Origin of the sequence: Nonomuraea sp. SYSU D8015, assembly GCF_008065375.1 — a bacterium.
In the GTDB taxonomy this organism is placed as follows: domain Bacteria; phylum Actinomycetota; class Actinomycetes; order Streptosporangiales; family Streptosporangiaceae; genus Nonomuraea.
Map to the genome: position 1 here is coordinate 182,161 of NZ_VJYI01000017.1, position 20,015 is coordinate 202,175.

At 73.6% G+C, this 20,015-nt stretch carries 15 protein-coding genes; 8 read left to right on the forward strand and 7 right to left on the reverse strand.

Going from position 1 to position 20,015, the window contains the following annotated elements; translation table 11 throughout:
• Positions 1–2: 2 nt before the first annotated feature.
• A complete protein-coding gene (locus ID574_RS45510; RefSeq protein ID WP_188195287.1) occupies positions 3–1,169 on the reverse strand; it encodes a retropepsin-like aspartic protease in 1,167 nt (388 codons plus the stop codon).
• On the reverse strand, positions 1,169–1,738 hold the full coding sequence (locus ID574_RS45515; protein ID WP_188195288.1) for an ArsR/SmtB family transcription factor: 570 nt from the start codon (positions 1,736–1,738) through the stop codon (positions 1,169–1,171). Before ID574_RS45515 ends, ID574_RS45510 begins: the two co-directional genes overlap by 1 nt.
• A 300-nt stretch (positions 1,739–2,038) precedes the next feature.
• On the opposite strand from ID574_RS45515, the gene ID574_RS45520 reads away from it, so the two are divergent.
• The gene (locus tag ID574_RS45520; RefSeq protein WP_223167747.1) at positions 2,039–2,830 is read left to right on the forward strand and encodes an arginase family protein; all 792 of its coding nucleotides are present in this window, start codon (positions 2,039–2,041) and stop codon (positions 2,828–2,830) included.
• Positions 2,831–2,986: 156 nt separating this feature from the next.
• Positions 2,987–3,922 carry an alpha/beta hydrolase fold domain-containing protein gene (locus ID574_RS45525; protein ID WP_188195289.1) on the forward strand — a complete coding sequence of 312 codons (936 nt, stop codon included), beginning with the start codon at positions 2,987–2,989 and terminating at the stop codon, positions 3,920–3,922.
• Here the strand turns inward: ID574_RS45525 and ID574_RS45530 are convergent, their stop codons facing one another.
• Positions 3,923–7,750: a S8 family serine peptidase gene (locus ID574_RS45530; protein WP_188195290.1), complete on the reverse strand. Its 3,828-nt coding sequence runs from the start codon at positions 7,748–7,750 to the stop codon at positions 3,923–3,925.
• A 116-nt stretch (positions 7,751–7,866) separates the two neighbouring features.
• On the opposite strand from ID574_RS45530, the gene ID574_RS45535 reads away from it, so the two are divergent.
• From ID574_RS45535 to ID574_RS45545, 3 genes are all read left to right on the forward strand, one after another.
• Entirely contained in the window at positions 7,867–8,808 is a 942-nt protein-coding gene (locus ID574_RS45535) for a helix-turn-helix transcriptional regulator (RefSeq protein ID WP_188195291.1), read from the forward strand.
• 182 nt (positions 8,809–8,990) lie between these two features.
• Complete coding sequence (locus tag ID574_RS45540; RefSeq protein WP_223167748.1) at positions 8,991–10,025, forward strand: helix-turn-helix transcriptional regulator; 1,035 nt, start codon at positions 8,991–8,993, stop codon at positions 10,023–10,025.
• Between the two features lie 50 nt (positions 10,026–10,075).
• Entirely contained in the window at positions 10,076–10,732 is a 657-nt protein-coding gene (locus ID574_RS45545) for a maleylpyruvate isomerase N-terminal domain-containing protein (RefSeq protein ID WP_188195293.1), read from the forward strand.
• A gap of 378 nt (positions 10,733–11,110) precedes the next feature.
• Here the strand turns inward: ID574_RS45545 and ID574_RS45550 are convergent, their stop codons facing one another.
• The 4 genes from ID574_RS45550 to ID574_RS45565 form a co-directional block, all read right to left on the reverse strand.
• Entirely contained in the window at positions 11,111–12,103 is a 993-nt protein-coding gene (locus ID574_RS45550) for a GlxA family transcriptional regulator (protein WP_188195294.1), read from the reverse strand.
• Positions 12,104–12,496: 393 nt separating this feature from the next.
• Positions 12,497–13,012: an aspartate carbamoyltransferase gene (locus ID574_RS45555; RefSeq protein ID WP_188195295.1), complete on the reverse strand. Its 516-nt coding sequence runs from the start codon at positions 13,010–13,012 to the stop codon at positions 12,497–12,499.
• On the reverse strand, positions 13,002–13,430 hold the full coding sequence (locus ID574_RS45560) for a MarR family winged helix-turn-helix transcriptional regulator (protein WP_223167749.1): 429 nt from the start codon (positions 13,428–13,430) through the stop codon (positions 13,002–13,004). Before ID574_RS45560 ends, ID574_RS45555 begins: the two co-directional genes overlap by 11 nt.
• A gap of 175 nt (positions 13,431–13,605) precedes the next feature.
• On the reverse strand, positions 13,606–14,520 hold the full coding sequence (locus ID574_RS45565) for a GIY-YIG nuclease family protein (RefSeq protein WP_188195297.1): 915 nt from the start codon (positions 14,518–14,520) through the stop codon (positions 13,606–13,608).
• A 258-nt stretch (positions 14,521–14,778) separates the two neighbouring features.
• On the opposite strand from ID574_RS45565, the gene ID574_RS45570 reads away from it, so the two are divergent.
• The 3 genes from ID574_RS45570 (at position 14,779) to ID574_RS45580 (ending at position 19,904) form a co-directional block, all read left to right on the forward strand.
• Positions 14,779–17,721 carry a DUF6493 family protein gene (locus tag ID574_RS45570; protein ID WP_188195298.1) on the forward strand — a complete coding sequence of 981 codons (2,943 nt, stop codon included), beginning with the start codon at positions 14,779–14,781 and terminating at the stop codon, positions 17,719–17,721.
• Between the two features lie 87 nt (positions 17,722–17,808).
• Positions 17,809–18,681, forward strand: a complete 873-nt coding sequence (gene sigJ / locus ID574_RS45575; protein WP_188195299.1) for an RNA polymerase sigma factor SigJ — start codon at positions 17,809–17,811, stop codon at positions 18,679–18,681.
• Between the two features lie 68 nt (positions 18,682–18,749).
• The gene (locus tag ID574_RS45580) at positions 18,750–19,904 is read left to right on the forward strand and encodes an NAD(P)/FAD-dependent oxidoreductase (protein WP_188195300.1); all 1,155 of its coding nucleotides are present in this window, start codon (positions 18,750–18,752) and stop codon (positions 19,902–19,904) included.
• The last annotated feature ends 111 nt before the right edge of the window (positions 19,905–20,015 follow it).

The window sequence follows — 20,015 nt, forward strand, 5'->3', positions numbered from 1 at the left end:
CGCTAGCCGCGCCGGAACGTGTACTCGTACCGGTCGAAGTCCAGCGTCCAGGCGTACCTGCCGAGGAACGCCTGCGAGAGCAGCCCGTCCACCCGGATCCCACCGAACCCCGACCACGGCGCCCTCCTGCCCGGCACGATGGACAGGAGATGCCCCGGCTGCTCCAGAGGGCCCAGCCGCAGCGGGTGGGCCGCCTTGAGATGGGTGCCGGCGAGCTCGCCGTCCGGGATGCCCCACGAGCGGTACTGGGCCCGGGTCGCCAGCGCGGCCGCCTGCCGGATCACGCCGCTCTCCTCGTCCTCCAGCAGGTGGACCAGGCCCGAGTCGATGAAGAACGTGAGGTCGCGGCGGGGACCGTAGCCGCCCCGGGCGAACATGAAGTGGTCGGCCCACAGGCAGAAGGGCATCACGGTCCCGTCCTGCGGGGCTCGGTGCCCGCGCGGGGCCAGGAGCAGATGCTCGGCGGGGGTGTCGATGGTGGGCAGGAAGCGCCGGAGCAGCGAGGTCCCCATGATCACGAGGTTCTGGGGGCCGGTCAGCGTAGGGAGGACGTCCACGGGCACGTTGGTCATGGCCACGCCGCCGAGGTCCAGCTCGCGGGCGATCCCGGCGCGGGCCTCGACGAGCGCGGCGCCGTGGAAGCGGCGGCCGATGGGCGCGGACGCGACACCCATCGCCGCCGCCCGTTCGGTGCCCATGACCAGGAACGAGCCTCCGGTGTCCAGGTGGAGCAGCGTCTCGTGGCCGTTCAGTGTGCCCTCGACGGCAGGCAGGTACGCGGCCAGCGGGTGGTCGGCGAACGGGAGCCTGACGGGGGCGGCGATCTTCACCGTCATCGGGTGGTCGCGCCGCAGCCTCAGGTCGGGCGGGACGCGGCGGAGGCGGCGGCGTAAGTGCCCGCATGCCAGGTCCGGCCGGTCGAGGTGCAGCCAGGCGTGCGCCACGGGCTCGTCCAGCCCGCGCAGGCGGAGGCCGCCGGAGAGGGACGCGTAGCGGGCCAGCCCCTGCTCGAACCGGCCTCGTGTCAGGTCGGCCAGGACGAGCAGCCGCTCGTCGCCGGACTCGGCCGCCAGACGTGCGGCTTCCCCGATGTCCCCGGACCGCCACTCCCGCCGTGCCGCCCGGTGCCGCGCCGCCGACAGGCCGGCTGCCCGGTGTCGCGACGCCATCAGCCCTGCTCCGTTCCGGGTTCGCCAGGTGATCCCGGGCCGAGGTCGGGGGATGACGGGCCGAGATCCAGGGCGGCGGCCAGGACGGCGAGGAGGGGGATGACGGCGCGAGCCACGACCTCGTACGTGCCGCGCCGCCGCTGCGTGATCAACCCCGCCCGCTGCAGCTCGCGCAGGTGGTGGTAGAGGTGGCCGGTCGAGGTCTCGCCACCGAGCGCCTCCTGCAGTTCGGCCCTGCTGCGCGGCCCGCCGACGAGTGCCGCGAGCAGCGCCAGCCGGGGCGGGCTCCCCATCGACTCCAGCGCCGTGGCCGCGGCCGTCCAATCGGCCGCCATCAGGTCGTGGACCTGGTGCTCGCCGGCCCACAGGTACTCGTGGCCGCCGACGAACGCGGCCCCGCCGTACGCCACCGTCCCGGCCGTACCGCCCGCCGTGGCTCGCTCCCAGAAGTGGCGGACCAGCTCCAGAGTCGACGACGCCGGCAGCCTTGAGCCGCGGGCGGAGGTCTTGGCGTGCTGCTCCTCCAGCTGGTCCATGCGCCGCTCCAGCGCGGCCAGACGCTCTTCCACGTAGCACCTTCCGTTTTTCCGTAATTACGGAAAACGTACGCAAGTGAGCGATATCGTGTCAAGGTGGTGCCTGCGCTGGAACGGCTAAATCCACCTCTGCCGAAGCGGCGCGGGAACGTCTGAGTCATGGCTGCGAGGTCTGACAGCGCCTGCTTCTCCTCGCTCGGTGACTGGATCGACTACGAGAGGCTCCCTCAGCACTCCGAAGCCCACCTGACGTGGGCCTCGATCACCCTCGTGACGTCCTTCCTGCGCGCTTCCTCCGCGACCTTCACGTCTGGCATCTCATATCGTCACCGCATGACGACTGTGCTCTGCGTACCACAATGGCAAGGATCGGCGTCGAGCAAGGCGCCGCGACTGATGGCCGGTGCCCACCGCGCCACTGAGCTCATTCCCGCCGACGCGGTGGTGACCGTGCCGGTGCTTGAGACCGGCGGGGAAAAGGTCGCCGGGATCCGCGCCTACGACGTGCTGGTGGAGAACCAGCGGCTGACGCGGACAATGCTGGCCGGCATCGGAGAACGGGTGATCACCATTGGCGGCGATTGCGCGGTCGATATCCCGCCGATCGACGCCGCCCACGCCCGCTATGGAGAGGCTTTGACGGTTCTGTGGATCGACGCCCACCCGGACGTCTACAGCCCGCAGACGCTGCCGTCGGGCGCCTTCCACGGGATGGTGGTGCGCGCCCTGCTCGGAGACGGGCCGGCCGGACTCACGCCGGAGCCGCCGCTGGCACCACAGCAAGTGATCATCGCCGGAGAGCGGGCGGGTGACGCGTCCGAGCACGAGTACCTCGCGAAGACCGGCCTGCGCAGGTACGGCGTCGACGACCTGGAACGCGCGCTCGACGGTCTGCGCGGCCCCGTGTACGTGCACATCGACCTCGACGTCCTGGAGCCCACCGCCTTCGGCGCGACCTGCTACCCGGAGCCGAACGGCGTGCAGCCGCAGCGGCTGGTCGACCTCATCTCCCAGGTGGACGACATCATCGGGGCAGCCATCACCGAGCACGCGCCATCCGGCGACGACGTCGACCCCGGCGAGGCCGAGGTGATCCGCCGGCTGGGCGCCGCGCTGACGCGCTGACCCCACAACGCCGCCCGGATCATCGTGCATCTGTATCGGATGGGCCTCGCGCTCGTCCCGGTTGCGGGGGGGAGTCGTCGGGCGCGCTCGCCGCGTCGAGCCCGCCACTCAATCCCCCCCGCATGCCTGATTCCCCGCACTGATAGAAGAGGGGCCATGCCGCTCCACCCCTTCCTCGCGCAGAAGCTGCACCTCATCCAGGGCCTGTCCCGCGACGACCTCGCCTCGGACCCCGCGGCCGGGCAGCGGATGACCGAATACCTCCGTGACCCGGCCGAGTGGGTCATGCCGCCGGACCTGATGGTCGAGAACCTGCGGATCGACGGGCCGCACGGCCCGGTCCCCGTCCGCACCTACCGGACGCCCGGCGCCCCCGCGACGACCGCCCTGCTGTGGGCGCACGGCGGCGGCTTCGTGTTCGGCGACCTGGAGATGCCCGAGGCCCACGTCGTCGCCGCCGAGCTGGCGGCGCGGACCGGCGCCTTCGTGGCCTCGGTGGACTACCGCCTCGCGCAGGACGGGGTGCGCTACCCCGTGCCGCTGGACGACGTGGACGCGGCCTGGCGCTGGCTCACCACCGAGGCCATGCCCGGCCGTCGTGCCGCGATCGGCGGGGCCAGCGCGGGCGCGGCGCTCGCCCTCGCGACGGCACTACGCGACCGGGACAGCGGAACCCCCCGGGCCGCCCTGGTGCTGCTGGCCTATCCGTTCGCGCACTACCCCAACCCCGCGCTCGACGACGCCACGGCCGCCGAGATGCGCGCGCTCCCGCCGTTCATGCGCTTCCCCGTCGACGCGATCGAGGGCATGGTCCGCGCCTACGTGGGCCGCATCAGCGACCTGCCGCCCGACGCGCTGCCCGGCGCCGCCCCGCTCGGCGGGCTGCCCGCCACGCACATCCTGCTGTCCGAGTACGACGACCTGCGCCCCTCCGGCGAGCTGCTCGAACGCCAGCTCCGCGAGGCCGGCGTCCCGGTGAGCACGTACCTGGCGCGCGGCATGCCGCACGGGCACCTGAACCGCACCCCGTCCCTGGACGAGGTGGACGCCTCGCTCGGCGACCTCGCCGCCGCACTGAACGCCGGCCGCTGATCACTTCAGCCCGTACGCCCGGTGGACCGTCTGCTCGACCGTGTTGCCCTCGGCGTCCGTGGCGTGGCCCCGCAGGCCCACGGCTCCCGTCGTCCGCTCCAGCCGCGGAGGCGTGATGATCGCGTGGCCGGACGGGGAGACGGGGACCGGCGTCCAGCGGGCGCCGTCGTCGAAGGTCGCCCACAGCCGGAGCCGGGTGACCTTCGCGTCCGGCCGCTCGTAGGAGCCGTGGTAGCCGGTGACGGCGATCCGGTGCGGCACGCCCGCCCTGACCCGGTTGTCCAGGTCGAGCGGCAGCGTGTAGCGCAGGTTGAGCCTTCTGACCGGCTCGCACGGCACCACCCTGCCGAGCGCGAACCAGGCGACGCACAGCCCTTGGTCCGTGCCGGTCAGGCCGCCGGCCGGGCGCCCGGAGCGGAACGTCCACGCCGTCTCGACGTCCCTGGCGTATTGCTGCAGGGGATGCGGGGTGCGGAACGTGTCCGTCAGCCGGTAGGAGGCCTCCTCCCGCGGCAGGGTGAACGTCGGCATGGTCACCGCGAAGATCCCGAGCACGACCTTGGCCTCGACCAGCGGCACCTCCTGACCGTCGCGGTGGAGGCGCAGCTCGTCCCGGCCGCCGTGCTTGTCGCTCTGGAAGTTCGCGTTGTACGTGAACGCCTCCTGGTGGTTCGGCGTCGGCCCCATGACGGGCACCGTGGCCAGGAAGAGGTCCTCGGCCCGGCACGGGAAGCACTGCACGGCGCCCGCGGCGTACGCGGCCTCGGAGACGACGACGTTGCCGGGCACGCGCGGCTGCATCCCCCACGCGTCGGTCCGTGAGCCGGGGGAGCGGAACACGTCCACGGAGCTCGCCGTCAGCGCCCTCCTGCTGTAGAAGTCGGCGCCCTCGTCGTAGGTGGTCGTGTGCTGGCGGGTCCAGATGACGTCGGGGGAGGGCGGGCCGACGTACTCGGTCATGGTCGTGCGTGCGGGCCGCTCGTGGTCCATGGACCAGGTGCCCGCCCACCACCCTGACGGGGTGCGGACGCTCACCGACGTGCTCAGCGTCGCGCGGCCGGGCCGGTCGGCGTGGAAGCGGTCCTCGATCCGCTGCAGGTCGCGGTCCTTGAGGGAGTAGCGGAGGTCGGCGGGGACGCGGTCGCGTTCGGTCAGCATCAGCGAGTACAGGTACGGGGTGGTCGCGACGCCCTCGGCCGTCACGGTCACCGTGCTCCGCCGGGCCAGGTCCGCCAGCGCCCGGCCCTGCTCGGCGGGCAGGCTCATGGTCGGGATGGGGTAGACCGGCCAGCTCGCCGCCGGGTCGAGGAAGGCCCGCCCGGCGGCCCCGTACCCGAGCACCGCCGTCGCCCCCGCCTGCGCGGCCGCCTTCACCCGGTCCAGGGCGTTGCCCGAGCAGGTCGTGGCCGGGCACAGGTCGGCCAGGTCGAGCAGGACGAGCTTGCCGCGCACGTCGAGCCCGGCGAGGTCGGCGCCGGCGGGAACTACGGTCAGGCGGCTGCGGCCGTCGAGCTTGCGGGTGGCCGGCTGCAGGTCGGCGTAGCGGGGCGTGAGCTCCGGGCCGCCGCGGGCCGTCATGGTGATGGCGGGCGCGCCGAGCTGGAAGCGGCCGGCCAGCGCGAACGAGCCCTGCCGCACCTTGCGCGTGGGCAGCATCCGGTACTGGTCGAGGCCGTACTCCGGGTACACGGAGCGGGCGTCGGCGTAGACGCCGCTGGCGGCGGTGCGCCGGAAGGCGTACTGCGAGGCGTAGGCCTCGGCGGGGCGCGGCGTGCGCACCGACACCTTGCGGGCCTTGCGCAGGTCGAGGGTGACCGTGGTGTCCCGGGTGATCTCGACCTCCGGCTCGACCGGCAGCGACTGCACCCACGCGCCGTCCGCGTCGCGCCAGGCCACCGCCGACATCACGCTGTAGGTGCCGGGATAGACGGCGGCCTCGCTCTCGGCGCCGGGGGCGGGGAGGTAGGAGTACTCGAGGTCGTCCCGGTCGTCGGTCCTCAGCAGCAGCCACGGGACGCTCGTCGGGCTGCTCGCGCCGTCCGGCATCACCAGGCGGGTGCGGACGGTGACCCGCTCCGGCTCGACGAACGCCCCGACCGCGGTGCTGACCTGGACCTCGCCGGTCGCGTCCGAGGCGTGGACGAAACCCTCGTACCAGGTCTCCGGGCCGGCCGGGTCGAACGTGACCGTCACCGGCGCGGTGCCGCGGGCGGGCACCGTGACCGTGTTCTCGTCCACGGTGAGCGTGCGCTCGGGCGGGGCGCCGCCGCGGTGCGCGGAGACGCCCGTGGTCAGGGTGAGGGTGACGGGAGTGTCGCCGTCGTTGGTGTAGGTCAGGATGCGGGTGACCGGGCCGTTCTGCGGGGAGGACAGGAAGCCGAAGTCGAGGGCGCCCTCGGCGCGTACCCGCTGGGTGGTGGCGCGCGCCACGTCGACGCGGCCGGCGCCCTGCTCGTACGCGCCCGCGCCGGTGCGCCGGGCGGTGCTCGTCAGAGTGGCCTTGAGCTGGGCGTTCGTCCAGTCCGGGCGCTGTCCGGCGAGTAACGCGGCCGCGCCCGCGACGTGCGGGGCGGCCATCGACGTGCCCGACGCGCTTGTGTGGGTGTCGTCGGCGGGCGTGCCCATGGAGGTGCCCTGCGCGCGGGCGGCGGTGACGTCCACGCCGGGGGCCGAGACGTCCGGCTTGAGGCCGTACGCGATCGCCGTGGGGCCCCGGCTGGAGAACGGGGCCGTCTTGTCCGAGCCGTCCATGGCCCCCACGGTCAGCGCCGCCGGCGACGTGCCGGGCGAGCCGATCGTGCGGGAGCCCCCGTCGTTGCCGGCGGCGACCACGAACAGCGTGCCCGACTGCTCGGACAGTTCGGCCAGGGCCTGGTCGAGCGGGTTGTCCGGGCCGGGACAGCAGCCGCCGAGGCTCATGTTGACCACCCGCGCCCGCTGGGAGACCGCCCACTGCATGCCGGCGATGACGTCGGACTCCAGGCCGCCGCCGCGGTCGTTGAGCACCTTGCCCACCAGGAGCGAGGCCTTCGGCGCCACCCCGGTGTACCGGCCGCCGCTCCCGGCGATGATGGAGGCCACGTGCGTGCCGTGCCCGTGCCCGTCCTCGGCGCTCGTCTCGGTGCTGAAGTTGGCCGTGGCCGCGATCCGGCCGGCCAGGTCGGGGTGCCCGGCGTCGACGCCGGTGTCGAGCACGGCCACCTTGACGCCCTCACCGGTCAGCCCGGCCTCCCACGCGCGCGGGGCGCCGATCTGGGCGACGCTCTCGTCGAGGACGGCCCGGACCTTGCGGTCGAGCCAGATCCTGGTCTTCCCGGCCCTGGTGACGTCGAGGGAGGAGCCCAGGGAGGACAGGAACGCGGCGGCGTTCTTCTTGTCCACCTTCACCGCCGCGGCGTCGATGCTGGCCAGGTCGCGGGCCGCGGCGATCCGCCGGCGGGCGGCGTGCTGGACGATCAGGGGCAGGACCGGGCTCTCGGCGTCGGCGTATCCGTTGGCCGCGAGGTAGGCGACGTCGAACAGGCCCCGGTCCAGGCGGCCCGCGGACAGCAGGTTCATCACGTCCGCGGGGTAGACGTAGTAGGAGTCCCGTTCGCGTACGGACAGGAAGAACACCGGCGCGCCGTCCGGGCGCGGGGCGGGGTCGACCTCGGCCTGGGGGCTGCCGTCCGGCGCGGTGCCGTACGTCACCACGTCTCCCGTGATCAGCGTGATTTTCGTGGGTTCGTTCCGGGCCGGGGGTGGGGCCGGTGCGGCGAGGGACGGGGCCGGCGCGGCCACGAGGGTGGAGACGAGCAGGCCCAGCGCGACGAGCGTCCGGCGGATCATGGCCCTCCTCGGTGATGATCGACTCCCCGGGGAACCATGACAGATCGCAGTAAAGTCGCGAAAGACGAAATCTTGTCCTCTTCCCGTACATGGCGGAAAGAGGACATGCTGTGGTCGTGCTGGAGATCATCGGACTGCCGCCCGAGGCGGAGGCGCTCTATGAGGCGCTCGTGGAGCGCTCCCCGGCGACCCCCGGCGAGCTGGGCCACGAGGCCGCCACCGCCGCCACGCTGGAGGACCTCGGGCTGATCACCCGGCTGCCCGGGGATCCGCCCCGCTACGCGGCGATCTCCCCGCAGCTGGGGCTGGACGCGCTCATCCACGCCCGCACCCGGGAGCTCGCCGGGGCGCGGCATCGCATCGCCCGGCTCGCGGCGCGCTTCCACCGGCCCGCGCCCGAGCCGGGCGCCGCCGGGCCGGTGGAGGTGGTGACCGGCAGGGACGCCGTCCTCCGCCGGTTCGAGCTGCTCCAGCGGGGGGCGCGGCGGCAGGTCCGCGTCTTCGACGCGCCGCCGTACGCCGCCGACGGCAACGTCACCGAGCTGGAGCTGCTGACGTGGGGGGTCGAGTACCGGGTGCTGTACGACCGGCGCGCCATGGAGGCGCCGGGCACGCTCGCCGCCATCGCCGGCTACGTCGCGGCCGGCGAGCAGGCCCGCGTCGGAGACGTTCCGCTGAAGCTCGTGCTGAGCGACCGGCCGGAGGCGATCCTGCCGGCGCGCCACGACGGGCACGTCGGGGAGTCCGCGCTGGTGGTGCGCGACCCGGCGCTGCTCGGTGCGCTGTCGGTGCTGTTCGAGACGGAGTGGGAGCGGGCGGTGCCGCTGCACGTGCGGCGCGGGCGGCTGGCCGCGGCGCCCGGCGCGGCCGACGCGCGGCGCGATCTGCTGCCGCTGCTCGCCGCCGGGCTGACGGACGCGGCGATCGCCGCGCATCTGGGCTGGAGCGACCGCACCGTACGCCGCCACGTCCGGGCCATGATGGCCCGTCTGGACGCCCAGACCCGCTTCCAGGCCGGCTACCAGGCCGCCGCCCGAGGCTGGCTGGCCGAGCCGTGACCGGCCCCGACGCACAAGGCCCGGACGGCGCCGCATCCGGCGGGAGCGTGCCCGATGTGGCCGTGCCCGGTGCGAGCGGGCCCGGTGCGAGCGGGCCCGGTGCGAGCGGGCCCGGTGCGAGCGGGCCCGGTGCGAGCGGGCCCGGTGCGAGCGGGCCCGGTGCGAGCGGGCCCGGTGGGAACGTGTCCGGTGGGAACGTGTCCGGTGCGAGCGAGCCCGGTGAGAACGTGCCCGGCGCGAGTGAGGCTGGCGGGGGCACGCTCGGCGTGATCGGGCTCGACGCCGACGAAGAGGCGCTCTACGAGCTGCTGCTCGACCGGTCGCCGGCGACCCTCGACCAGCTCGCCGCGGCCTGGACGCGCGGCACGGACCTGGTTCGCCTCCTCTCTGCCCTCGAGGACAAGGGACTGCTCGGCACCGCGCCCGGCCCGCCGCCCCGCTACACCGCCGTAGCGCCGGAGATCGCGCTCGACGCCCTCCTGCTCGCCGCCGAGCGCGGCCTCACGCGGGCCCGCGAACGTGCCCGCAGCCTGGAGGAGGCCTTCCAGGAACGCGCGAGGGAGCGTACCCCGCCGGCCGTCGTCGAGATCGTGACCGGCCGGCGGGCGGTCGAACAGCGGCACGCCCAGATCCAGCGCGCGGCCCGGCATCACCTGCGCAGCCTGTCCAAACCGCCGTACTTCGACCGCCTCGGCAGCGTCGCCGCGCAGCGGGAACTGCTCGACCGCGGCGTCACGAGCCGCATGATCTACGAACGCGACTTCGTGGCCCGTGCCGGCGCGCTGCGGCAGATCGAGGAGATGGTCGAGGCCGGCCAGCGGGCCCGGGTGCTGCCCGCCCTGCCGCTGAAGCTGTACATCGTGGACGACCGGCTCGCGCTGCTCCTGCTCGCCCACGACCCCGCCGACGCGGCCACGGCGCTCGTCGTCCACCCGTCGGGCCTGCTGGAGGCCCTGATCGCGCTCTTCGAGGGGTTGTGGCGGCGTGCCCTGCCCCTGCGCCTGGCCCCGCCCGCCCGCAACCGGCCCGGCGACGACAGCAGGCTGATCGCCCTGCTGCTGTCCGGCCTCACGGACGAGGCCATCGCCCGCCAGCTCGGCGTCGGCCGCCGCACGGCGGAGCGGCGCATCGCCGAGCTGATGGCCCGCCTCGGCGCTCGCACGCGCTTCCAGGCCGGCGTCCTGGCCGCCTTCGCCGCCGGGTGTCACCCGACTTGACCGGCCCCATACGCTTGTCCGCTCTTCCGGCACCGAACTACCGTGCCGATGTGGATCTCTTCTCACGCTCGTGGACGGCGTTGCGCACGGCGGTCGCCGAACTCCCGGACCAGGACTTCGCACAGCCCTCCGGCTGTGCCGGCTGGCTCGTGCGGGACCTGGTGTGTCACCTGATCATCGATGCGCAGGACGTCCTGATCACGCTCGTGACCCCCGCCGAAACGGAACCGACCCGCGACGCGGTGACCTACTGGGAGGTCGCCGGAACGCCGCCGACCGGCGACGACCCGCTCGACGCGCTGATCGTCCGGCTGGCGGCGGCGTACGGGGAGCCGTGGCTGCTGAAGTTCCACCTCGACGACGTCGGGTCCGCCGCCGGACGTGCCGCCGAACTCGCCGACCCGGACCTCCGGGTCGGCACCCGCGACCAGGTCCTCACCGTGGGCGATTACCTTTCCGCATACGTCCTGGAATGGACGTTGCACCACCTCGACCTGATCGCACACCTCCCGGACGTGGCCGGACCGCCCGCCGAGGGGCTCGCCCGCTCACGCGAGATGCTGGAACAGATCGCCGGGGCGGCGTTCCCCCCTTCGTTGTCCGACGAGGACGCGCTGCTGATCGGCACCGGACGCCGGGCCCCGACAGACGCGGAGAAGGCCGCCGTCGGCGAACTGGCCGCGAAACTCCCGCTCGTCCTCGGCTGATCGTCCGCCTGAACGGGACCCTGCCTCGGCCGCCACCGGTACCCGCCCCGGACTGCTGGGCACCGGCGACGCCGCGTCGGCCTACCGGATCCTGCCGCACGCCCACCACGACCACGCCGCTGAGGCTCACGGTGGGCAACACGGACCGGGCCACGACACCCAGCACGGCGGCGACCACGACGCGCAGCACGGCGCGGAGTTCGACGGGCTCGACGCTCACGCGCCGGCCCGCCTGGGCGGCGGCGGGCAGGGACCGACCATGCGCGAGCAGCCGGCCGCGCTGCGCCGGCGCGCCGCCTAATGCGGCCGCGGTGCCGGCCAGGCCGGTCGTGAGCACGTCGCGGCAGGACATGGTGAAGGACATGGGGAAGGACATGGTCACTCCCCTCTGACGTGACGATCAGGAAGGGGCCTGTGGGTGGAGAGCCGGAAGCGGTTCCGGTACGCCGAGGGGGCGACACCGAGCACTCGCAGGAACGCCTTGCGCATCGTCTCGGTCGAGCCGAATCCACACGCTGTGGCGACTTCCGGCATGGCGGCGTCGCCGGATTCCAGCCGTGCCTGCGCCGCTTCGACACGAAGCCGCTCGACGAACTGGGCTGGCGTCATCCCGAGCTCGCGGCGGAACAGACGCGTCAGGTGGCGCTCGCTGATCGCGAGATGGGCGGCCATCGTGATGACGCGATGGTCGCCGGACGGGTCCGCCGCGACCAGGTCGAGCGCCCGGCGTACGGTGGCGTTGCGGGGGGCGGCGACGGCGCTCCAGGCGCTGAACTGGCGTTGACCGCCGGGACGTTGCAGGAACACGACGAGGTGCTTGGCCACCGAGCGGGCCCGGTCCTCGCCGTGGTCCTCGCCGACGAGGGCGAGCGCGAGGTCTATCCCGGCGGTGGCGCCCGCGGAGGTGACGATCGGGCCGTCCCGCACGTAGATGGCGTCCGGCTCGACCGTGACGTCCGGGAAGCGGGCCCCGAGCGCGGCGCAGGCCTCCCAGTGCGTCGTGGCCCGCCGGCCGTCGAGGAGGCCGGCCTCGGCGAGCAGGAACGCACCCGTGCAGACCGAGACCACGCGTCGCGCCCGAGGCGCCAGCCGCCGCACGCCGTCGGCCAGCGCGGGCGTCAGGGCACTGAACGTCTTCCTCGGGTAGCCCGGCACGACCAGCGTGTCCACCGCGAGGTCAGGATCGGACAGGGCGAGTTCCACGCTCAGCGAGACACCGACATCGGTGCGAACGGGGTGTCCGTCCACCGAGGCCAACCGCACCCGGTACCCGCCGGCATCGTTGAACACCTGCATCGGCCCGGCCACATCGAGCAGTAACACTCCGTCGGCCACGGCGAGGATCACCTCACAGCCCCCACTGTCGGTCATCGGCCCAGTCTCGCCGCGTGCCCAGAGCGACCACAAGGACAGCTGTCGCACGGATCCGGACATCCAGGAGAAACGGCCGGAGGGGGTGACGCCGCGTGCGGGCCGGTCGCCTTTTGGGGCGGTGAGGAGTGGATCCGGTCGCGTCAGGATCGGACGACTGCCCGATCCCAACGTCCGAGCTGCTAAACGGTACGTGGGTTAGGTATTAAGAATGCAGTAATGTGCCCGGGCGAGGGCATCTTCTCTCAGGGTCTCCTTCGTTCATTGCGACAGATGGGGCAGGAACCTTACGAGGGTTGGGTATATCCGGAAGCCAGCGCGGCGCAGATGGGCGAATGGATAGGGGGTGACTGAAGCCACGAACGAGGGGAGCCAGGCATGGGGTGGGGTGCGTCATCCGTGTTCGGCGTGCTGCCCGTGGTCGGAGACCTGGGCGTCGAACCAGGCGTGCAGCGCCTTGATCAGCGATGTGTCTGAGGTGGTGTAGGTGATCTGGGCTCCGGCGGGAGTGTCGGCGTAGCGGATGTCGATCCGGTCATGGCCCGCTTCGAGCTCGCGCAGACCGGGCATCTCGCCACCGTGAATGGACGCCGGGTCGCCGAAGTCGCCCTTGCTGAAGCCTGCGACCTCCTCGGCCAGGTGCTCCCGGATCAGCTCGACCTGCTGGGCGTCGGCGGGGTCGTCCGCGGAGACCGTCTGCAGGCCGCCGGTGGCCGACTTGGTGAAGCGGTGGGTGGTGCGGTCCAGATCGAAGGGCATCACCTGCCGGCTCTTGGCGGCGATCTCCGCCTGGCGGGCCGCCGTCGCCGGCTGTTCGCTCTGGCCGCTCAGCGCGTATCCGGCCGATGCGACGGCGACCACGGCGAGGCCGGCCACCAGCAGCGAGATGCGTTGATTCCTAAGGGTCATCCGTTGCCTCCGTGAGGATTTCCAGGGCGTGCAGGACGCCGTCGCGTTCGTTCTCCGGGACGCGGTCCAGGATCGCGGAGAAGCGGGCCGCTCTGGCCTTGGCCAGTTGCTCCGCGGCGTTGATTCCGGCGGGGGTGAGCTGGACCAGCACGCCGCGCCCGTCGTCCGGGGCCGGAGTGCGCTCGGCCCAGCCCCGGTTGATGAGCTGCGTGACCAAGCGGCTGGTCGTGCTCTTCTCCAGACGCAGCCGGTGCGCCAGCTCGCTCTGCCGCAGCGCGCCGTCCCTGGCCAGCTCGCCCAGCGCGTGGGCTTCCGATACCGGGATGGGCCGCCCGCAGGGGGTCTGGTCGGGCTGGTGGAGGCCGAAGGCGCGGACGAACCGGCCCACGGCTTCTTGCAGTTCACGCTCATCCGCCACGGTTCGACCATACAACCATCTCGTTGCATGGCACAACTAGATGGCGGCGATCACGCTTGTTCCCGGGGAAGGTGTGGAGGATCCGCCCAGGGCGGCTACCTCTCCGCGGACGCCTGGAATGGACGTGGTGCGCGGACTGCTGAGCCCCTACCTCCTTTTCCCGGGGGCGTCCCGGTCAGGCTCGGATGAGCGTTGCGGCCAGCTCGGCATTGCGCTGGGCGAACCCGGCCCATTCAGGCGGCGTGACGGCGCTCGCCCGGGCGACGGACGAGCGACTGCACCCGCGCTGGTCCCATCCATTCAGGCGCCCGCCGCGGATGGTGAACGTGACGGCGAGGCCGTCCGCCCAGCCGCATACGTCATGGTCGCCGCCGCCTTCGACGGTGACGCGCTGCACGCTCGTCACCCATTCGAGCGCGGCGAGCTCTCCGTGGATCCGGGAGGCCAGTTCGAAGTTGAGCGCCCCCGCCGCACGATCGCGGGCCGCTGTCAGCGCTTCGAGCGCGGCCTCGGCGTTCGTCCCATCGAGCGCGGAGATGACGGCCGCGGCCAGTCGTTCTCTGGACTGCGGGCCGATGCCGCGCCGTGTCGCGATGTCGCGTTCGGTGGCGGTGAGCCGGTCACGCGTGTATGACAGCGGGAACGCCCGGTGCAGCCCCGAGATGGCCTGCCGTGCTCTCGTTCCGCCGAGGTAGGGACCGAAGCCGACGACGCCGTCGAACCGTGCGACGTAGCTGGGCCGCACCCCGGCCGTGTGCGGCCGCGTGTCGACCAGGATGTAGATCGACGTCTCCTCACCGCCCAGCCCGCGGTTCCAGGGTGGCATGTCGGCTTCCAGCAAGTTGCGCTCGAGCCACGCGGCCTCGTGCACCGAGTCGCACGCCACCGCCTCGACGCGGGCGACTTGGGCGACCATCTCCGCCAGGTGCGCGCGATCGCGCAGGTCGCCCCCGTAAGACTGCACCCGGCTCCGAAGGTCGGTGGCGCGCCCCAGGTAAAGGATCTGGCCGTGCCGGTCGCGGAACCGATAGACGCCAGGCTCGCGAGGCAGCCGTGCCGCCGCGCGAGCAGCCGAGGATCTGTTCGACACCGGGCCGAGTCAAACATCGGCCGCCCAAGGGGTCAACGACCGTAACGCCGCATCGCCTGCCGGCGGCGGTCGCGCTGCTCTTCAGGCCCGGGAAACGCCGGTGAATGCGCCTATGACTGATAGGCGGCCTGTCAGGTCCGATGGGCCCGCTACGGCGGGCGGCCGGGAGTCCAGGGCGACGTGGCGGTTGTCGGTCATGACCCAGTTGTGATCAGGATGGCACCCGAACATGTCGGAGTTGATCTTTAGGGTGCTTCCATGACCGTGATCTCCGACTCCACGACGGCCTGGGCCCGGGTCCGTGAGCTTGTCATCGCCCGCAGATCCCATGACCTGGCCGACCACGTCCTCGACCTGAGCGACGACCAGCGCGCCGGGGCGGCGCGCCGGCTGCCCGAGCTGCGCAAGGAGATGCGCGAGGCCGCCGACCGCCGTGCCGGGAGGCGGTGGATGCTCGACCTCGACGAGACGGAGTCCGGCGATGGGATCGGCGGGCACGGCGAGGCGCTGCGCGTCGCGGGCGCAGGCACCCTGTCCGGGGCCGCCGCCGCGGTCGCCTGGCTGACCCGCCGCGAGTTCACCGGTCCCTGGAGCGGGACGGACGAGGTGCTCCGCGTGCTCACCGCCCGCCCCGCCGCCTGGCAGGCCGACGTGGCCGCCCGGCTGGCCAGGAGGATCCGCACAGCCGACGACCGCAACGCCTCGCTAGCGCTGGCGCTGCTGCGGGCCTGCGGCGCTCCGCCGCCCGAGCACGACCCGCTGGTGACCGCCTGGCTCAGGGCCCGGCCGAGTGCCGACGACCCACTGATCGGCCCGCTGCTGCCGCGGATCTTCGAGGCCGAGGGCGCCGGGCGCGTGCTGCGCGAGGAGCGGCTCGAACCCCGGCCCACCCCTTGGCTGGCCATGATCGGGCGCCTGCAGGCAACCGGACGGGTCTCGCGCGCGGACCTGCTCGACGGCTGCCTGCGCCGCTTCCTGCGCGGCGGGGACGCCGCCGGCCTGCGCTTCTTCGTCCGGCTGCACCGAATGCTGGACCCCACGCCGCAGGAGGTCGCCGCGCGGACCCGCGACTACCTGCGGCTGCTGCCCGCCGCGCCGGGCACGGTCGCCGAGCTCGCGCTCGCGCAGCTGCGGCGCGTCGGCCCTCACGAGAGCGCCGACGCGGCCGAGGCCGTCGGTGCGCTGACCTTCCGCCCGGAGTCCAAACTGGCCCTGGCGGGCCTGCGCTGGCTGGAGGAGGAGCTGCCGCCTGCGGACGAGGCGGCGCCCGCGCTCGCGGCGGCGTTCGGGCACGCCTCCTACGAGGTCCAGGGGCGGGCCGCCCGGCTCGCACTCCGGTACGCCACCGTCCTCGCTCCGGCCGGACAGGTCCTCGCCGAGGCCGTGCCCCTGCTCCCGCCGGCCCTCGGGTCACGGGTCGCCGCCGTGTTCGGCGGGGACGTGCCGGAGCCGGAGAAGGCCGAGGTGTTCACCCCGCCGCCGCTCACGCCCGTCGCGCCTGAGCCGTTCCCGGAGCCCACCGTGCGGCTGGGGCGGGACGTGTACGAGTGGGTGGAGGGCGAGCGGTGGCTGGCGGCGTTCGTGGCGCAGGCCGCCGGTGACCGTGAGGAGCTGCGGCGGACGCTCGCGGCCGAGTTCGGCGGCGCCTACCCCGACGTGTTCCGCCACGATCACTGGCTCGACCCCAGCAAGTGGATCGCCGCCCTGGCCATGGAGCTGATCGCGCCCGGCTCCGACCCCGGGGTGCCCGCACCCGAGCCCGTCGATCCGTGGGCGGGGGCGAGCTTCCGGGTGCGCGTCAGGGTCGTGCCGGACGCCGACGAGGAGGAACCCCAGGAAGCCGGAAAACCCGGGAGACCACAGGAGCCCGGGCAGCCGGGGGAGGAGCCGGCATTCGCGCAGTTCCCCGAGCACGTGCGCGAGGAGGTCTTCGAACGGCTTCTGGGCATCGGCGTGTCGGAGGAACGCGTGGCCGCCATGCGCGACGGGCTGCCGGTCCCCGAGCCGGGGCCCGGCGAGCCCCGCGCGTTCCGGATCGGCGTCACGTACGCCGGGCCGCGCCCGCTGTTCCACAGGCCCGAGCCGCCCGACCCGGCGGCGGAGTCCCGCCGCCGGAACCGGCTCCCGCAGCCCGGACGCGTCGCTCCGCCGCACTTCTTCCTGCTGCACCGCTTCAGTGAGCTCTACCTGGCGCTGCGGGAGGGCGCGCTGCCGCCCGTGCTGCTGGCCACCCCCACGGTGCTGACCGGCCACCTCGACCCGGACGTGCTGGTGGACCGGCTGGCGGCGTGCGCGGCCGCCGGTGTCGAACCGCTGACCGCCGACCTGCTGCAGGCGCTGCTGCGGCTGCGCAGGGGCGCGCACCCCGCCGCGGCCGCGCGGGCGGCCGGGCTCGGCTCGCGGGCCGCCGCCGTCGCCGCCGGGTGGATGGCCGGGGGCGGGCTGCACGACCCGGAGGCAGGTCTGCGGTGGGCCTACATGGAGGGCGCCACGGACTATTTCTACGACGAACGCGAGCCGGGGTACCGCGTCTGGGAGCTCCGCCTCGTGCCGGTGCTACGGGCAGCGCCCACCGGCCACGACCTCCTCGACGAGCTGCTGCGCGAGCCGCGCAGGCTCTGGCCCGAGGACGGCCAGGCGATGGGCTGGTGGCCGGGGATCCTGCCCTCGCACCGGGAGGTCGTGGCCGTCAACTACCTGCCGGATCTGGGCCGTCACCTCGGTGTCTACGCGGAGTGCGTGCGTAGGCTGATCGACGCCGACGGGCCCGCCGGTGACGCGACGGCGGTCGTCCTGGCCCACTTCGTGGCCCAGCGGCATCCGGAGGCCGTCTCGCTGCTGGTGCGGATGGCGGCCAGGGGCGGACTGCCGGCCGAGACGGTGGGCCGGCAGCTCGCGCTGCTGACGAGCCGCACGCATGTCGAGCCGCGCCCGGTCGTGGCCGTGCTGGCCGAGGCCGCCCGGCAGGGCGCCTACGCGGAGGTGTGGCGGATGCTGACGAGTCTGCTGCCCGTCCTGCTGCCCGGCCAGGGCGAGCGGCCGTCCGTCGTGCACGTGGAGGCGATGACGCTCGCGGCGGACGCCGCCGCCTGGGCGGGTGCGTGCGGCCCGATCCCGGAGGTGACGGCTCTGGCGGCGGGGCCGGGACGCAACCGCTTCACGCGGGCCTGCGCACGGCTGCGCGACCAGCTCGGGGGGTAGGGGAGGGCACGGGCCGAGGGTCCGGGCCAGGAGATCGGTTCCTAGAATCGGAGGTCGATCGCTGGTCCGAGGGGCAGGAGGCCGAGGGTGGAGCCGACCGGCACGTTGGCCGAGGCCGACTGGGAGTCGCATCGTCCCGCGGTCTTCGGGGCGGCCTACCGGATCCTCGGCTCCGTGGCCGAGGCCGAGGACGTGACGCAGGAGGTCTGGTTGCGCGCCGCCGCGGCCGACCTGTCCGGGGTGCGGGACCTGCGGGCCTGGCTGGTGACCCTGGCCGCCCGGACGTCGTACAACGTGCTGCAGTCGGCGCGGGTCCGGCGCGAGTCCTACGTCGGGCCTTGGCTCCCCGAACCGCTGGTGACCGGGCCTGACGCCGCCGCCCAGGTGCTCATGGACGAGTCGGTGAGCACCGCGATGCTGGTGGTCATGGAGACGCTCACCCCGGCCGAACGCGTCGCGCTGGTGCTGCACGACGTCTTCGCGTTCCCCTTCAGCCGGATCGCCGAGGTGCTCGGCGGCACGCCCGCCGCCTGCCGCAAGCTCGCCTCCCGCGCGCGGGCGCGGGTCGCCGCGGTCGAGGAGCGGCCCCGGGCGTCCAGGGCCGAGACCGAACGCGTGCTCAGGGCGTTCAAGGCGGCCGCCGACGCGGGGGACATGGCCGGGCTCGTCGAGTTGCTGCACCCCGAGGTCGTCTATGTCGCCGACGGCGGCGGCAAGGTGACCGCCGCGCGCCGGCCGGTCCTGGGCGCGGAGCGGATCGCCCTGCTGGCGATCAGGCAGATCGAGATCAGGCGCCCCGACGCGTTCGAGATCATCGAGGTGAACGGGCAGGCGGCCCTGGCGACCTACCGCGACGGCGAGCTGGTCTGGCTCGACACCGTGGAGATCGCCGACGGACGGATCACGGCGTTCAGGAGACTGGCCAATCCCGACAAGCTCGCCCTCCTCGGTCACACCTGAGCCCGCCGTCTTGTCTCCCTGCCGAACCCCCCGACCCCCGGGGGCAAAGGTGGAAAGAGGACAAGACGGTGGCACACGTTGTGATCATCGGAGGCGGTTTCGCGGGCGTGTGGAGCGCGGCGGGTGCGGCGCTGGCACGCGGAGAGGCGGACCTGCGCATCACGCTCATCGCGCCGAACGACCACCTGGTGCTGCGGCCGCGCCTGTACGAGCCGGAGCCGGACCTGGCCAAGGTGGAGCTGCGCAGGATCCTCAAGCCGATCGGCGTCGAGCACCTGCGAGCCACGGTGAGCACGATCGACACCGCCCGCCGCGTGGTGGTGGCCGACGGCGAGGAGATCGGCTATGACCGCCTGGTGCTGGCGGCGGGCAGCAAGCTCTTCCCGCCCGACGGCCTGCCCGGCGCCGAACGGCTCTTCGACATCGACACCCTCGACGGGGCCCGGCGGCTCACCGAGCATCTGCGCGGCCGGGAGGACTACTCCGCCGTGGTCGTCGGCGCCGGATTCGTCGGCTTGGAGGCCGCGACCGCTCTGGCCGACCGCGGCAGGGTGCTGCTGGTGGACCGGTCGCGGGTGCTCGCGGCCCCGCTCGGCCCGGGCCCGCGCAAGGAGATCGAGGCGGCGCTGGACCAGCTCGGCATCGAATACCGCCTCGGGACGACGGTGACGGAGGTCGGCGACGGATACGCCGTCCTGTCCGACGGCGCCAGGGTCGAGGCGGACGCGGTGGTCTGGTCGGTGGGGATGAGGGCCGGCGAGCTCACCCGGCAGATCTCCGACGAGCTCGACCACCTCGGCCGGGTGCCGGTGGACCAGCACCTGCGCGCCCTTCCCGAGGTGTTCGTCGCCGGGGACGCGGCCGCGGCGGCGTTCGACGCCGAGCACACGGTCATGCAGGCCTGCCAGCACGCCACCCCGCTCGGCAAGGTCGCCGGGTACAACGCGGCGGCCGACCTGCTCGGCGTGCCGCCGCGCGACTTCACCCCCGGCCCGTACGTCACCTGCCTGGACCTCGGCGGCGCCGGCGGGCTCTTCACCCGGGGCTGGGACCGCAGGGTGATGGCCTCGGGCGCCGACGGCGCGGTCATCAAGAAGGGGATCAACCAGGCCATCCACCCGCCGGTCGACGACGCCTCGGAGATCCTCGCCGCCGCCGGCCGCGTCTACATCGAGCTGCCCTTCTTCCCCCGCGACGAGGAGACGGCCGCCCCCGCCGCGTGAACCCCGCACCCTCCCGAACGCGGCGGCCCACCGGGCCGCCGCGTCCCCCCGGCTCCCGCTCGGGAACGCGGCTTGCCGATGGCGGGTACTGGCGGTGATCATGAGACCGAT